Origin of the sequence: Shinella sp. AETb1-6, from assembly GCF_009826875.1 — a bacterium.
Lineage (GTDB): Bacteria > Pseudomonadota > Alphaproteobacteria > Rhizobiales > Rhizobiaceae > Shinella > Shinella sumterensis.
This window is the reverse complement of sequence record NZ_WUMM01000004.1, coordinates 179,016-193,801: the sequence shown is the minus strand read 5'-3', so window position 1 is coordinate 193,801 and position 14,786 is coordinate 179,016. Positions and strand designations below refer to the sequence as shown.

The window sequence follows — 14,786 nt, the reverse complement described above, 5'->3', positions numbered from 1 at the left end:
GGACGGCCGGGTTCCGGCCGCCTGCCTGCTCAAAGATGCGGCGGCACCTTGACCTTCAGCAGCGCCACAAGTGCCGGGTCCATGAACGTGTAGTTGTCGGGAATATCAAGGCAGATCACCCGTTTGTCCCGTAGGGCCGAGCGGTATCGCGTCTGCACTTTGCTGCGGTGGACCTTTTCCATCACGAAAACGATGTCCGCCCATTCGATCAGTTCCGCGGAGAGCGGATTTTCCGCGTCATTGTTCGTGCCGGCCGAAGACGTCTCGATGCCCGGCCAATCCGCGAAAACCTGTTCGGCGGTCGGGCTGCGCAGCCTGTTCTGGCTACAGACGAACAAGATGTTTTTCACGGCGCCTCTTTTGCGATCTCAACGCGACCGGTGATAGCAGCGGCGCTGAAAGGCGTCGATAGCTTAATGCCGGCGGGAGCCCAAAACGACAAAACCCGCCTTGCGGGCGGGTTATGGGCCGGAACCTGGAGGTGCGTTCCGGCGGTCCGACGGGATGCGGCGCGTGCCGCGATCCGCATCAGATGATGTCGCTTGCGCCCTTGACGGCAGCGCGGATGTTGGAGCGCGTCAGGCCGAGGTCCTGCAGGGTGCGGTCATCGAGAGCGCCGAGTTCGCGGATGGCGCGGCGGTCTGCAACATTCTTCTTGAGCTTTGCGAAAAGGTTCATGTTCATCTCTCCTTTGTGTTGATGAAAATATAGCCTTTCCCGTGCCTACTTAAAATGCACATGCTTTCAGCGCAGGCATGCGAATCTTGCATAGCAAGGCAAATCCGGCCGTCTCCCAGCCGACCGTCTCCCAAGAGGATTTGACGCCGGTAACGCTGTCGTCATAATCTCGGACGAATGCGCGCCACCAGCCGGCGCGCGCGGAGGGCTGCATGACGAGGTCGGTTTTTCGGTTTCTGTCCCGGCAGTCCGATACGGTCGAACTTGCCGGCGACGGCTACCTTCTTCGCCTTCCCCGCTTCCATGATTATCGGCAATGGTATGCGCTGCGCTCCGAGAGCCGCGCGTTCCTCGAGCCGTGGGAGCCGACATGGCGCGGCGACGACCTGACCGAGAGCGCCTTTCGTGCCCGCGTCATCCGCAATGAACAGGAATTTTCCTCCGGCCAGGCCGTTCCGCTGCTCGTCTTTTCGCGCGAGGACAACGCCCTGCTGGGCGGGCTGACCGTCGGCTATATCAGGCGCGGGGCGGCGCAGTGCTGCATGATCGGCTACTGGATGGGCGCGCGCCATGCCGGCAAGGGCCACATGTTCGGCGCGCTCAAGCTCGCCATTCCCTATATCTTTTCGAGCCTTCAGTTGCACCGTATCGAGGCAGCCTGTATTCCAGACAACACGAGAAGCATTCGCCTCCTTGAAAAGGCCGGCTTTCAGCGGGAAGGCTACCTTCGGGAGTATCTGAAGATAAACGGGCAGTGGCGCGACCATGTGATGTTCTCGCTCCTGGCCGCCGACAGGCGGCCCTGAGCGACACGGGCGCGACGGGACTGGGCAAGTACCGAAGGACAATGCGCTTTCAATGACGTCTTCAATCGTGCCGCGCGCGCTGCGTGCCAGCCGGTCCTCATATTTCATCCTGCTGGCGGCGATGGTGCTGTTCGCCTCGCTCGCCGGGCAGGCGTTTGCCGTCGAGCCCGTGCGGATCTCGCGTGACGATACCGCCCTCGACCTGACCGCCACGACGGAGATCTATACGGGCCGGGGCGAGGCCTTCCAGGTTTCCACCGCGCCCGGCACCGACGGCATCGTGCGCCGCATCGAGGTGCGCGCGACCTCCGATACGCACCAGGGCGACTGGGCCGTCTTCGCGCTCGCCAACGTTTCCGACGAACAGATCGACCGCCTGATCGTCGCCCCGCATTTCCGCCTCGTGCAATCCAAGCTGTTCTGGCCCGATCTCGGCGCCAAGCGCATCATCTCGATTACGCCGAGCCAGGGCTTCGCGCTGGATCGCCAGCCGAGCGACGAGGCGGACGTCTTCCGCATCACGCTCGACCCCGGGTCCGTGGTGACCTTCGTGGCCGAACTCGCCACGCCCGACCTGCCGCAGATCTATCTCTGGGCGCCGGACGCCTACAAGGACACGGTCAACGCCTTCACGCTCTATCGCGGCATCGTGCTCGGCATTGCGGGCCTCCTCGCCGTCTTCCTGACGATCCTGTTCGTGGTGAAGGGCACGTCGATGCTGCCGGCAACGGCGGCGCTGGCCTGGGCGGTGCTCGGCTATATCTGCGTGGATTTCGGCTTCCTGTCCAAGCTCATCAGCATCACTGCCGGTGACGAGCGCATATGGCGCGCGGGAACGGAGGTGTTCCTCGCCGCGGGCCTCGTCGTCTTCCTCTTCACCTATCTGAACCTCAACCGCTGGCATGCCCATCTGTCCTACGCGACGCTCGCCTGGATCCTGGGCCTTGGCCTGCTGTTCGGCGTAGCGATCTACGATCCGCCCATCGCGGCCGGCATTGCGCGCCTCTCCTTCGCGCTGACGGGAACGGTGGGCATCGTGCTCATCGCCTATCTCGGCTTCAACCGATACGACCGCGCCATCCTGCTGGTGCCGGCCTGGGCGCTGATCCTCGTCTGGCTGTTCGGCGCATGGCTCACCGTCACCGGCCAGCTCAACAACGATATCATCCAGCCGGCGCTGGGCGGCGGGCTCGTGCTCATCGTGCTGCTCATCGGCTTCACGGTGATGCAGCACGCCTTTGCCGGCGGCGCCTACAGCCAGGGCCTGTTCTCCGATCTCGAGCGCCAGTCGCTGGCGCTGACGGGCTCTGGCGATACGGTCTGGGACTGGGACGTGGCGCGCGACCGCGTCGTGACCATTCCCGACATCTCCATCCAGCTCGGCCTTGCGCCCGGTGTCATGCACGGCCCCGCCCGCAACTGGCTGCCGCGCCTGCATCCCGATGACCGCGACCGCTTCCGCGCCACGCTCGACGTGCTGCTGGAGCATCGCCGGGGCCGGCTCAACCATCAGTTCCGCGTGCGCGCCGAGGACGGCCATTACCACTGGCTGTCGATCCGCGCCCGGCCGGTGCTGGGCGCCAACGGCGAGATCATCCGCTGCGTGGGCACGATCATCGACATCACCGAGCAGCGCAACTCCGTGGACCGGCTGCTGCAGGACGCGCTGCACGACAACCTCACGGGCCTGCCGAACCGGCAGGTCTTCCTCGACCGCCTGCAGGCCATGCTGTCGCTGACGGCGAGCTCCGATACGGTGCGCCCCACGGTGATGACCATCGACATCGACCGCTACAAGCAGGTCAACGATGCGCTCGGCATCGCCGCGGGCGACAATATCCTGATTGCGCTGACCCGGCGCCTGCGCCGCCTGCTGCGGCCGCAGGACACGCTGGCGCGCCTCTCCGGCGACCAGTTCGGCCTGATCCTGATGTCCGAGCGCGATCCCGCCAAGGTGGCCGATTTCGCGGATGCGGTGAGCAAGGCGATCATGGTGCCGATCAATTTCGGCGGCCGTGAAATCATCCTGACGGCATCCATCGGCCTTGTGTCCTGGGTCGACCAGCAGGAGGATGCGGCGGGCCTGCTCAACGATGCCGAGCTTGCCATGTACCGGGCCAAGAAGGCCGGCGGCAACCGCGTCGAGCCGTTCCGCCCCGCCTTCCGCACCTTCGGCGCGGACCGCCTGCAGATCGAAACGGATCTGCGCCGCGCCATCGAGCGCAAGGAATTGTCCCTCGTCTACCAGCCGATCGTCCGCCTCAAGGATGCGGAGATCGCCGGCTTCGAGGCGCTGATGCGCTGGGATCATCCCAAGCGCGGCAATATCTCGCCGGCGGAGTTCATTCCCATCGCCGAGGCGTCGGACCTCATCGGCCAGCTCGGCCTCTTCGCCTTCGACAAGGCGGCGAGCGACCTCATGGACTGGCAGTTGCACACCGGCGAGCTGCCGATCTTCGTTTCCGTCAATCTCTCCAGCTCGCAGCTTCTCAACAACGAGCTTTACAACGATGTGCGCGCCGCGCTCGCCCGCACGCGCTGCGAGCCCGAGAAGATCAAGCTGGAGCTCACCGAATCCGTCGTGATGGAAAATCCGGAACAGGCGCGGCTGATCCTCAACAAACTGCGCGACCTCGGCCTTGGCCTGGCGCTGGACGATTTCGGCACGGGCCATTCCTCCCTGTCCTACCTGACCCGCTTCCCCTTCGACACGATCAAGATCGACAAGGCGCTGGTGCGCGACGGCTCGGACAAGCGCACCGTGCTGCTGCGCTCCGTCATCTCGATGGCGCGCGAGCTGGAGATGCAGGTTGTCGCTGAGGGCATCGAGTCCGAAGAGGATGCCATCGAGCTTGGCAATATGGGTTGCGAGTTCGGCCAGAGCTATCTCTTCGGCCCGCCGATCGGCTACGATTCCGTCCAGCGGCTGCTCAAGGAGCGCTTTCCGCTGATGAAGCGGGCGTAATAGGAACTAGGCAGTAGACAATAGGCAGTAGAGAAGTTTCTCCCCCTATTGCCTAATTCCTACTGGCTAACCCCTCTCACCAGCCCGTTGATGAAATCCAGCTTGTCGACAACAGGCGGGGGCAGCACGAAGGGATAGCTGTCGGGCTGTCCCACCGAGCGCTGGATGGCGTTCAGCGCGACGCTGAGCGGGATCCAGGATTCGACGAGGCGGCCGGCATTGGCGGCGCGGTAGGGGTCGAAGGTCACTTCGGCCTCAAGCTCCTCGTGCCCCTTCGGATCGGTGTTGAGGCCGAAGCTGCGGGCCGTCTCCAGCGTATCGACGATATGGAAGAAATGCGCCCAGCATTCCGCGAAATCCTCGGCGGGATGCGCGGCGGCATAGGTGCTGATGAAGCGCTGCTGCCAGTCCGCCGGCGGGCCTTGCATATAATTGCGCTGGAGGGCGGCAGCATAGTCCTCGCGCTCGTCGCCGAACAGGCGGCGCGCTTCCGCCAGCAGGGCCTCGTCGCGCACGAGCTGCGTCCAGTAGAAATGACCGATCTCGTGACGGAAATGGCCAAGCAGGGAGCGGTAGGGTTCGCCCATCGAAACGCGTACGCTTTCGCGCACCGCATCGTCTGCTTCCGCCGCCCGCAGGCTAATCAGGCCGTCCTCATGGCCGGTCATCGCCGCATTCACCACATTGCCGTTCGCATCCAGTTCATCGGCTAGGAAATCGAAGACGAGGCCGCCGGCGGGATCCTCCTCACGCGTCGGGCGCGGCAGGTTCCAGCGCAGGATGGAATAGAACAGATGACGCTGCGCTGCGCCGATCCGCCGCCAGCGTTCCAGTCCCTGCGGATCGGTGGTGGGCACGATGCGGTTATGGCGGCAGGCTTCGCAGAAGGCGTGCGACCCGTCCGCCGGCACGAGCCAGTTGCAGACGTCATGGGCGGCGTTGTCGCAGAAGCGGAAGGCACCGCCCCGCCCTGCTATGTTCCATACGCCTTCTCCGGCCGGGAGCAACGCATGGAGCGCCACATCCTCTGCCAGGAAGCCGAGCGCGGAGCCGCAGCGCACACAAAACCGGTTGTCGAAATAAATCGTCTGGCCGCAGGTGGCGCAGGTAAAGAGCTTCATGGCGATACCGGAGAACGGGTTCTACAGAATGCCCGCGCCGGGAACCGGCACGGGCATACATTCATTCGATGGCGGAATGGCTCAGCCATCCCGTCGGATTACATGCGGTCGACCGCGCCCTTGACGGCGTCCTTGGCCTTGCCCACGGTCTTCTGGGCCTTGCCCTTGCCTTCCTGGGCGGCACCTTCGGCGCGCAGCTTCGGATTGTCCGTGGCCTTGCCGGCGGCCTGCTTGGCCTTGCCGGTCAGCTCGTTTGCCGTACCCTTGATCTTGTCGCTCGTGCTGCCCATTGCGATAATCCCTTTGTTGGAAACGCCGTCAGCGGCGCGTTCTACAAACGGCGCTCTTCGCAACTAGTTCCCGCAATCATGCTAAAATTCCGCGCCGCTCAGGCGTGGCCGGCCTCGGTGGACAGCATGGCGGGGGTGATGCCCATGAGAGCGAGCGCCCGCTCGTATTTGCTGTCGAGATTGGTGTCGAAGATCAGTTCTTCCTGCGCCGGGCAGGTGAGCCAGCCATTCGCGCCGATCTCGTTTTCGATCTGCCCCGCGCCCCAGCCGGCATAGCCGAGCATCATCAGGCCGCGCTGCGGCCCGCGCCCGTGCGAGATGGCGCGCACGATATCGAGCGTGGCCGTGAGGCAGATATCGTCGCTGACGGGAATGCTCGATTCGGACATGTAGTCGTCGGAATGCAATACGAACCCGCGGCCGCTCTCCACCGGCCCGCCGCAGCGGATGGGGAAATCGCGCGTGGTGCCGGGCATGCGGATCAGTTCGTCCTCGTTGGCGATTTCCAGATGCAGCAGCACGTCCGAGAAGCTAAGCTGCTGCGGCCGGTTGATGACGAAGCCCATCGCGCCGTCATCGGAATGGGCGCAGATATAGACCACGGTGCGGGCGAAATTCGCGTCGGCCATGCCCGGCATGGCGATCAGGAACTGACCGTCAAGGAAACCGCGCTCGCGTCTGTTTTTCAGAACCGACATAGCCATAGTGCACCCAGCCTACCAATTCGCCGCCAAATGAAAAGCCTTCTTTTAGGCCGGGCGCATAACCGCGCTCGCGCCGATCAAGCTATTATGATCGCCACGCGCGCGTTTGCCGCTGGAAAGCCGCCTTGGCCGGCGTTAAATGTGCGTCATGAAACGCCTGAATGTCGCAGCCTTCCTCCTGCTTTGCGCCGCATCCCCGGCGCTTTCCGCCAGCTCGCCCTGGTTCGAGACGCCGGGCGGCGACGTGCGCCTCGTGACGCTGCCGCGCGCGGCCGACGGCACGGTGCGCGCCATGCTCGACATTCGCCTGCATGACGGCTGGAAGACCTATTGGCGCGATCCCGGCGGCAGCGGCATTCCGCCTGCGGTTTCCATCAGCGGCGCCGAACTCAAATTCATCGGCTTCCCCGCCCCACGCCGGCTGGGCGACAAGGAAACCCATTACGTGGGCTACGATGCGCCCGTGCGGCTGCCGCTGACGCTCGATGCAAAAGCGGGCGATGGCGCGATCACCGCGACGGTGTTCCTCGGCGTCTGCAAGGAGATCTGCGTGCCCGTGCAGGCGCAGTTGACGGCCGATGCCAGCGGCGAGGCCTTCGCCAATCCGCTGGAGGAAGTCGCGATCGCCGATGCGGAGGCGAGCCTGCCGCATGGCGCGGGCGACGGCTTCAAACCGCTCTCGGGCCGCTTCGCCGCCGACAACAAGAGCATCTCCGTGCGCTTCGAGGCGCCTGCCGACGGGGCGCTACCGGATGTCTTCCTGTCCGGCGCGTCCTCCTTCGAGTTCGGCGCGGCCGGCCCCGTGCGCCGCGAGGGCAATGTCTTCGTCGCGGAGGTGCCCGTGCTCAACAAGCCGAAGGTCTACGATCTCGCGAAGGACCCGATCCGGCTGACGGTGCGCGCCGGCGAGAAGACGATGGAAAGCCCGCTTGCCATCGAATGAGCCTCCCCTATAGTGCCGCGGCAGGCCCTTGCGGGCCGCTTCGATCACAGAGACAGGAGAGACGCCGTGACCATTGCCGTTGGAGACAAGCTGCCCGACCTCAAGCTCAAGGAGCGCACGCCGGACGGTCCCGCCGACGTCTCGACCGCAGAGCTTTTCGGTGGCAAGCGCATCGTGCTCTTCGCCGTTCCGGGCGCCTTTACCCCCACCTGCTCGCTGAACCACCTGCCGGGCTACCTGGAAAACCGCGATGCGATCCTCGCCAAGGGCGTCGATGACATCGTCGTCGTCGCCGTCAACGACCAGCACGTCATGGGCGCCTGGGCGACCTCGACGGGCGGCGCCGGCAAGCTGCGCTTCATCGCCGATTGGGACGCCGCCTTCACCAAGGCGCTGGGCATGGATATCGACCTTTCCGCCGGCACGCTCGGCGTTCGCTCCAAGCGTTACTCGATGCTCGTCGAAGACGGCGTGGTGAAGACGCTGAATGTCGAGGAAAGCCCCGGCCAGGCAACGGTGTCGGCCGCCGCCGCAATGATCGAACAGCTTTGATCTGATCGGGCGGGCCATGGTCGACGCCGTGGCCCGCATCAGCCTTGCGGCAGAACCCGCATTTCGCGGATGAGCCATCGCTCGAGCGCCAGCGTATCGGGATGCCCGGCAAGATGCGGGGCGATCCACAGCACCAGCCGGCGTGGCCCCTGGCAGAAGCCGAGCGGCGCCACGAGCCTTTTTGAGGCGATGTGATCGGCAACGAGCATCTGCGGCACCATGGCGACGCCGAGGCCGAAGATCGCCGCCTGAATCAGCAGATAGAAATGCGCGAAGCTGGAGCGCGGCTCCAGCGCGAGCGCCTCGCAGCCCGCCGCCGCCTGCCACTCGGCGAAGGCCTGGGCGCGCGTGCGCGTTCCCAGAAGCGCGGCATCGACGAGATCCGCCGGGTCGGAAATCGGATATTGCGCGAGATAGGAGGGCGCGCAGACTGGCCCGATCTCCTCGGCACCGAGATCGCGGATCACCGCACCGGGCGGCGGTTCGATGACGCTGGCGCGGATGGCGATGCTGATCTTGTCGCGCATGAAATCGATGCGGTCGTAGTTCATGTTGAACTGGACCTCGACATGGGGATGGCGCGCGTGAAACCGCCCGATGCGTGGAATGATCCACTCCATCATGATGGAGGACGAGCAGGACAGCGTCAGGGGCCCGGGCCTGACCCGCTCGATGCTCGTCTCGATGAGGGCGAAGGCGCTCGCCAGGCCTTCCGCGAGACGCGCGCCTTCCAGCGTCGGCTCGCTGGTGCGTGCGCCGCGCGACAGAAGCAGCACGCCGAGCGTCTCTTCCAGTGAGCGAATATGACGGCTCACCGCGCCGTGCGTGACGCAAAGCTCCTCCGCGGCACGCGTCATGGAGCGATGGCGCGCCACGGCCTCGAAGACCTTCAGGGCATTGAGTGACGGCAAAGGACGCAAGCCAAACGGCTCCTTATCTCGTTATACCTGTGATCTGAAATCACAGCTTAACGAGAATAAATCGATTGTGGCCATAAGTCATCCCCCGTAGGGAAGAAGGTATTGCGGAGGGGGAGGAAGAAACCTTCGCACGGAAAGCCAGGGTGGGACGCGCAGTACCTGGATTTTTCCCCATCCCCCTCGCATTCGACAACGCACACGGGAGGGGCCTCATGGCTACAGCATCTCAGGAAATTTCACAGACCGAAAAGTCTGCCATTTCGAAAGTGGCAAAGCGGCTGGTGCCGTTCATCGCCCTGATGTTCTTCATCAACTTCCTTGACCGCACCGCGATCTCGTTTGCCGGTCCGAACGGAATGACGACGGATCTCGCGCTGACCGCCGCCCAGTTCGGCTTTGCCGCGGGCATCTTCTTCTTCGGCTACATCATCCTTGAAGTGCCGAGCAATCTCGCGCTCCACAAATACGGCGCCCGCCGCTGGCTGGCGCGCATCATGGTGACATGGGGCATCGTCGCCCTGCTGTTCACCTGGGTGTCCAGCGCCACGGAACTCTACATTCTCCGCTTCCTGCTCGGCGTCGCCGAGGCCGGCTTCTTCCCGGGCGCCATTCTCTTCCTGTCGATGTGGGTTCCCTCGCGCCACCGCAACAAGATCCTCGCGCTCTTCTATCTCGCCCAGCCGCTGACGATCGTCGTCGGCGCGCCGCTGGCCGCCCTGCTCATCGACATGCACGGCGCCTTCGGCCTCGAAGGCTGGCGCATCATGTTCTTCGGCGTGGCGGTTCCGGCCATCATCGTCGGCATCGTCACGTGGTACTACCTGCCCGATACGCCGAACGACGCGAAATGGCTGACGAAGGACGAGAAGGACTGGCTGAACGGCGCACTGGCACAGGAAGAAAAGGTCAAGCAGAACGCGCATGGCCGCATGACGGGCCTCGCCCTCACCGATGGCCGCGTCTGGCTGCTTTCCGTGATCTATTTCGGCCTCGTCTACGGCCTTTATGCGCTTGCCTTCTTCCTGCCGACCATCATCGCCGGCTTCGAAACCAAGTTCGCCACCAAATTCGACGTGTTCGACAAGGGCCTCGTGACGGCGATCCCCTATCTGCCGGCCGCCGTGGCGCTCTACTTCTGGAGCCGTGACGCGGCCAAGCGGGGCGTACGCGCCTGGCATATCGGCATCCCGGCACTCGTCGGCGCCGCCAGCATTCCGGCCGCCCTCTACATGAACTCGCCGGAAGCGACGATCCTCATGATCACCATCACGGCCTGCGCGATCTTCTCCGCCCTGCCGAATTTCTGGGCCATTCCGTCGCGCTTCCTCAGCGGTCCTGCCGCTGCCGCCGGCATCGCGCTCATCAACACGATCGGCAATGTCGCCGGCTTCGCCGCGCCCTACATCACCGGCCGCGTCAAGGATGCCACCGGTGTCTACGAACTGCCGATGTTCATCGTCGGCGCGTTTCTGCTGCTCTCGGCGATCCTCGCCTTCTCGATCACGAACCGCGTGCGCGAGCCGGTGCCGAGCCCGGCCGAATAAGCCGATCTTCAGCGATAAGATGAAGCCCGTCCGGGAAACCGGGCGGGCTTCTTTCTTTGCGATGTAAAAACACGCGAAAGCCGCGCGTTCAACCCTTCTTGAACGGCGCCATGCCCTTGCGGGCGAGTTCGTCGGCGCGTTCGTTTTCCGGGTGGCCGGCATGGCCCTTTACCCAGTGCCACTCGACCTTGTGACGCAGGCGTGCGGCATCGAGCGCCTGCCAGAGATCGCCGTTTTTCACCGGCTTCTTGTCGGCGGTCTTCCAGCCGTTCTTCTTCCAGCCGAAGATCCACTTCGAAATGCCGTCCATGACATATTTCGAGTCGGTGTAGAGATCGACTTCGCAGGGTGTCTTGAGCGCGGTCAGCGCATTGGTGGCGGCCATCAGTTCCATGCGGTTGTTGGTGGTCTGCGGCTCGCCGCCGTTCAATTCCTTCTCGACCTCGCCATAGCGCAGCACCGCGCCCCAGCCGCCGGGGCCCGGATTGCCCGAACAGGCGCCGTCCGTGAAAATATCGACATGCTTCATCGGGAAAGACCGTATTCGACCGGGTTTTCGACCGCGCGGTGGAAGCGCAGCTTGCGCAGATATTCCAGCGGGTCCTTCTTGACCACGAGGGCGCCGGCCGGGGTCATCAGCCAGTCGTAGAGCCGCGTCAGGAAGAAGCGCATCGCCGATCCGCGCGCGAGCAGCGGGAGCGCCGCCGCCTCGTCGCCGGAGAGCGGGCGCACGCTCTCGTAGCCGGCAAGCAGCGCCATGCCCTTGGTGAGATTGTAGGAGCCGTCCTTCTCGAAGCACCAGGCGTTCAGGCAGATCGCGACATCGTAGGCGAGACAATCGTTGCAGGCGAAATAGAAGTCGATCAGGCCGGAAAGATCGTCGCCGATGAAGAACACGTTGTCGGGAAACAGATCGGCGTGAATGACGCCTTCCGGGAGATTGCCCGGCCAGTGCGCCTCCAGATAGTGCAGTTCCTGGCCGATTTCCTTCTGGAGCCCGGCTTCGACCTCGTCGGCCCGCGCGGCGGATTTTTCCCACAGCGGTCGCCAGCCTTCGACCGAAAGCGCGTTCTCGCGCCTGATCTGGAACCCGTCGCCGGCGAGATGCATCTTCGCCAGCGCTATGCCGACTTCCCGGCAATGCCGAGCGGCCGGCTTGCGCAGCCACATGCCCTCCAGGAACGAGATCATCGCGGCCGGACGGCCGGACAATTCCCCGAGCAGCGCCCCGTCCTTGCGGGGCAGCGGCAGCGGGCAGGACAGCCCGCGCTCCGCAAGGTGGTGCATCAGTCCGAGGAAGAACGGCAGGTCGTTCCGATCCACACGCTTTTCGTAAAGCGTCAGGATGAAGGGGCCCTTGGTGGTGTGCAGCAGGAAGTTGGAGTTCTCCACGCCCTCCGCGATGCCCTTGTAGGACAGGAGCGTGCCGGCATCATAGGCGGTCAGGAAACTGGAGAGATCGTCTTCGGTGATATCGGTATAGACGGCCACGGCGGGTCTCAGGCTTGAAGGAAAGACGAAGGAGAAACGGGGACGAACGCCATCCCGGCCTTATTCCCCATTGACGAAGGCCATGTCGGCGGTGGTGAGCTCGATGGCGCGCAGTTCGCGATTGACGAGGAAGTGTTCGTTTTCCTCCACCGTATCGGCCAGTTCCACGACCGCATTGTAGCGCGCGCGAAACGCCTCGATGATCTCGTTGACGATGACCTCGGGCGCCGATGCACCAGCCGACAGGCCGACCGTGCTGATATCGCCGATCGTCTCCCAATCGATTTCGGAAGCGCGCTGGACGAGCACGGATTTCGTCGCCCCAGCCCTCAGCGCCACTTCGACGAGGCGCTTGGAGTTCGACGAATTCGGCGCGCCGACGATGAGGAAGAGATCGCAGCCGGGCGCGGCCTGCTTTACCGCTTCCTGCCGGTTGGTGGTGGCGTAGCAGATCGAATCGGCGGCGGGCGCCGTGAGGTTGGGGAAGCGCTCGTGCAGCCGCTTGATGACGCCGGCCGTGTCATCGACCGAAAGCGTGGTCTGCGTGACGAAGCCGAGATTATCAGGGTCGGGCGGGGTGTAGCGGTCGGCGTCCTCGACCGTCTCGATCAGATCGACGGTGCCTTCCGGCAGCTGGCCCATCGTGCCGATGACTTCCGGATGGCCGGCATGGCCGATCAGCACGACATGGCGGCCGAGGCGCTGGTGGCGCATGGCCTGCTTGTGGACCTTGGAGACGAGCGGACACGTCGCATCGAGATAGAAGAGGTTGCGCGCCTCGGCATCCGCCGGCACGGACTTCGGCACGCCATGGGCGGAAAACACCACGGGCTGCTGGCGATGCTCCGCCGGGATCTCGTCGAGTTCCTCCACGAAGATCGCGCCCTTGGCTTCCAGGCCTTCCACGACATAGCGGTTGTGCACGATCTCGTGGCGCACATAGACGGGCGCGCCATAGGCCTTCAGCGCCAGCACGACGATCTGGATGGCGCGGTCCACACCCGCGCAGAAGCCGCGCGGGCCGCAAAGCCTGATGGTCAAGTCCGGTCGGTTCTCGGTCATGCGTATCGGTTATCCGGCAATGAGGACGGCAACAAGGGCGATGGCCGCAGGAAGCGCCTGGATGACGAAAATTTTCCGTGAGGCCGTTGTGCCCCCATATAGGCCGGCCAACACCACACAGCCAAGGAAAAACAGCTTGAGCTGGAAAGCGACCTCGGGATCGGGGTGAAGCAACGACCAGACGAGGCCGGCGGCGAGGAAGCCGTTGTAGAGCCCCTGGTTGGCAGCAAGCGTCTTCGTGGCTTCGGCCTGCGCCGGCGTCATGCCGAAGGCCTTCAGGCCCCGCGGCGTCGTCCAGAGAAACATTTCGAGGATAAGGATGTAGACGTGTTCGAGGGCGATCAGTGCGACGAGTATGGTTGCGAGTGCCTGCATGCGCTTTCCTTCCTCTTTGTTGCGCAAGCCCCCTCATCCGACCCTTCGGGCCACCTTCTCCCCGCAGGGGAGAAGGGGAAGGAAGCCGTCGCAGCATGTCCCCTTCTCCCCAACGGGGAGAAGGTGCCGGCAGGCGGATGAGGGGGCTCGGCTCTCATCCTTCCTACGGCATTTCAGGGCGCCGGGCGATCACCCTTTCGCCGGAAAACGGCGTAGAGCGCGACACCGACGAGGGCAGCCGCGAGGCCGTACCAGGTGACGGCATATTGCAGGTGATTGTTCGGCAGGTCGAACTGCGTGACGGCGCCGATCGGCAGGCCCTTCGGATTGGGCGCATCGCCGGCATCGATGAAGAACGGGACCAGCCTGTCGGCCGCGATACCGGTGCTGGCCGCCATCGCGTCGAGATCCTTCCAGTAGAAGATGTTCTTGGCGAGGTCGTTTTCCGGCACGATGGCCGACGGCTTTTCGGCAAGGCGGGCGCGGGCGAGGCCCGTCACCGTCTGCTCGCCGGTCAGTTGGCCCTGCTTGCGCATTTCCGGTTCCTTCGCCTCGTAGGGCACGAAACCCCTGTTGACGAAGAGGAACCGGCCATCGGCCAGCTGGAGCGGTGTATAGACGTAATAGCCGGTCTGGCCACGCCAGGTCGCAAAGAAATGCCGTTCGCGATTGTTGGCGAAAACGCCCGTGACGGTGACGGGGCGGTATTCGATATCCTCGCCGCGCGCCGCCATCGCCTCGATCTCGCCGAGCGTCACAGGCGGCGCGACGCGGCGTTCGGCGATGTCGGCGAGCAGTTTTTCCTTCCACTTGAGGCGCTCGACCTGCCAGGTCCCCAGGGACAGGAGGATGGCAAGCGCCGCCAGGAAAGCGACGCCCGTGAGGATCGCCCTGCCCTTGCCGGACCGCGGTGCGCGGTGAGCGGGTCCCTCAGCCACGATCGATTTCACCCGGGCGGGCATGGTTGCGGTACTGCAGCGCGATGAGCAGCCCCTTGAGGATACGCGTCACCGCAAGGCCGAGCACGACCACGAGCGGGATCCACAGCGAGAAATGCACCCAGAGCGGCGGATTGATGTTCACCTCCGTCCACAGGGCCGCGCCCACCACGATGAAGCCGACGATCAGGATGACGAAGACCACCGGCCCATCGCCCGAATCGGCGAAGGAATAATCGAGGCCGCAATTGCTGCAGGACGGCCTCACCTTGAGCAGCCCGTCGAAGAGCTTGCCCTGGCCGCAGCGCGGGCAGCAGCCCAGCGCGCCCGCCTTGAATGGGTCCACGGGTGGGTAGAGTGCCTTGTCCTCGTCCATGATCGCTTCCGTCTCTCGCGC

Annotated in this window: 17 protein-coding genes; 5 read left to right on the top strand and 12 right to left on the bottom strand. The window is 64.4% G+C overall.

Annotated elements, in window-relative coordinates:
- Positions 1-29 precede the first annotated feature (29 nt).
- Together GR158_RS08720 and GR158_RS08715 are read right to left on the bottom strand one after the other, a co-directional pair.
- Positions 30-350 carry a low molecular weight protein tyrosine phosphatase family protein gene (locus GR158_RS08720; protein ID WP_160870774.1) on the bottom strand — a complete coding sequence of 107 codons (321 nt, stop codon included), beginning with the start codon at positions 348-350 and terminating at the stop codon, positions 30-32.
- A gap of 178 nt (positions 351-528) precedes the next feature.
- The gene (locus GR158_RS08715; RefSeq protein ID WP_134648862.1) at positions 529-678 is read right to left on the bottom strand and encodes a DUF1127 domain-containing protein; all 150 of its coding nucleotides are present in this window, start codon (positions 676-678) and stop codon (positions 529-531) included.
- A 212-nt stretch (positions 679-890) separates the two neighbouring features.
- Here GR158_RS08715 and GR158_RS08710 point away from each other — a divergent pair, with 212 nt between their 5' ends.
- Both GR158_RS08710 and GR158_RS08705 read left to right on the top strand, forming a co-directional pair.
- Positions 891-1,484: a GNAT family N-acetyltransferase gene (locus tag GR158_RS08710; protein ID WP_160870773.1), complete on the top strand. Its 594-nt coding sequence runs from the start codon at positions 891-893 to the stop codon at positions 1,482-1,484.
- A 121-nt stretch (positions 1,485-1,605) separates the two neighbouring features.
- Positions 1,606-4,449, top strand: coding sequence for a sensor domain-containing phosphodiesterase (locus tag GR158_RS08705; RefSeq protein WP_246665605.1), 2,844 nt, complete (start codon positions 1,606-1,608; stop codon positions 4,447-4,449).
- 59 nt (positions 4,450-4,508) lie between these two features.
- Here the strand turns inward: GR158_RS08705 and GR158_RS08700 are convergent, their stop codons facing one another.
- From GR158_RS08700 to GR158_RS08690, 3 genes are all read right to left on the bottom strand, one after another.
- The gene (locus GR158_RS08700) at positions 4,509-5,570 is read right to left on the bottom strand and encodes a putative zinc-binding metallopeptidase (protein WP_160870772.1); all 1,062 of its coding nucleotides are present in this window, start codon (positions 5,568-5,570) and stop codon (positions 4,509-4,511) included.
- 98 nt (positions 5,571-5,668) lie between these two features.
- Positions 5,669-5,860 (bottom strand): CsbD family protein, encoded by a 192-nt coding sequence (locus GR158_RS08695; protein ID WP_160870771.1) that lies wholly within the window; start codon positions 5,858-5,860, stop codon positions 5,669-5,671.
- A gap of 98 nt (positions 5,861-5,958) precedes the next feature.
- Positions 5,959-6,564 (bottom strand): YqgE/AlgH family protein, encoded by a 606-nt coding sequence (locus tag GR158_RS08690; RefSeq protein WP_134648867.1) that lies wholly within the window; start codon positions 6,562-6,564, stop codon positions 5,959-5,961.
- 148 nt (positions 6,565-6,712) lie between these two features.
- Here GR158_RS08690 and GR158_RS08685 point away from each other — a divergent pair, with 148 nt between their 5' ends.
- Positions 6,713-7,507, top strand: a complete 795-nt coding sequence (locus GR158_RS08685; RefSeq protein WP_160870770.1) for a protein-disulfide reductase DsbD domain-containing protein — start codon at positions 6,713-6,715, stop codon at positions 7,505-7,507.
- A 66-nt stretch (positions 7,508-7,573) separates the two neighbouring features.
- Complete coding sequence (locus GR158_RS08680; RefSeq protein WP_160870769.1) at positions 7,574-8,059, top strand: peroxiredoxin; 486 nt, start codon at positions 7,574-7,576, stop codon at positions 8,057-8,059.
- A 38-nt stretch (positions 8,060-8,097) separates the two neighbouring features.
- On the opposite strand, the gene GR158_RS08675 is transcribed toward GR158_RS08680, so the two are convergent.
- The gene (locus GR158_RS08675) at positions 8,098-8,979 is read right to left on the bottom strand and encodes a LysR substrate-binding domain-containing protein (RefSeq protein ID WP_230640122.1); all 882 of its coding nucleotides are present in this window, start codon (positions 8,977-8,979) and stop codon (positions 8,098-8,100) included.
- Positions 8,980-9,191: 212 nt separating this feature from the next.
- Between GR158_RS08675 and GR158_RS08670 the strand changes: the two genes are divergently transcribed.
- Complete coding sequence (locus GR158_RS08670; RefSeq protein ID WP_160870768.1) at positions 9,192-10,523, top strand: MFS transporter; 1,332 nt, start codon at positions 9,192-9,194, stop codon at positions 10,521-10,523.
- A gap of 88 nt (positions 10,524-10,611) precedes the next feature.
- On the opposite strand, the gene rnhA is transcribed toward GR158_RS08670, so the two are convergent.
- From rnhA to GR158_RS08640, 6 genes are all read right to left on the bottom strand, one after another.
- Positions 10,612-11,052, bottom strand: coding sequence for a ribonuclease HI (gene rnhA, locus GR158_RS08665; RefSeq protein ID WP_160870767.1), 441 nt, complete (start codon positions 11,050-11,052; stop codon positions 10,612-10,614).
- On the bottom strand, positions 11,049-12,014 hold the full coding sequence (locus tag GR158_RS08660; RefSeq protein ID WP_160870766.1) for a homoserine kinase: 966 nt from the start codon (positions 12,012-12,014) through the stop codon (positions 11,049-11,051). The genes rnhA and GR158_RS08660 overlap by 4 nt, the downstream gene beginning before the upstream one ends.
- A gap of 60 nt (positions 12,015-12,074) precedes the next feature.
- Entirely contained in the window at positions 12,075-13,076 is a 1,002-nt protein-coding gene (gene ispH / locus GR158_RS08655) for a 4-hydroxy-3-methylbut-2-enyl diphosphate reductase (RefSeq protein WP_202402206.1), read from the bottom strand.
- Positions 13,077-13,085: 9 nt separating this feature from the next.
- Positions 13,086-13,451 carry a DUF1304 domain-containing protein gene (locus GR158_RS08650; RefSeq protein WP_160870765.1) on the bottom strand — a complete coding sequence of 122 codons (366 nt, stop codon included), beginning with the start codon at positions 13,449-13,451 and terminating at the stop codon, positions 13,086-13,088.
- Positions 13,452-13,624: 173 nt separating this feature from the next.
- Entirely contained in the window at positions 13,625-14,413 is a 789-nt protein-coding gene (locus GR158_RS08645) for an SURF1 family protein (RefSeq protein WP_160870764.1), read from the bottom strand.
- Positions 14,382-14,765, bottom strand: a complete 384-nt coding sequence (locus tag GR158_RS08640; RefSeq protein WP_160870763.1) for a DUF983 domain-containing protein — start codon at positions 14,763-14,765, stop codon at positions 14,382-14,384. The genes GR158_RS08645 and GR158_RS08640 overlap by 32 nt, the downstream gene beginning before the upstream one ends.
- Positions 14,766-14,786: the final 21 nt, after the last annotated feature.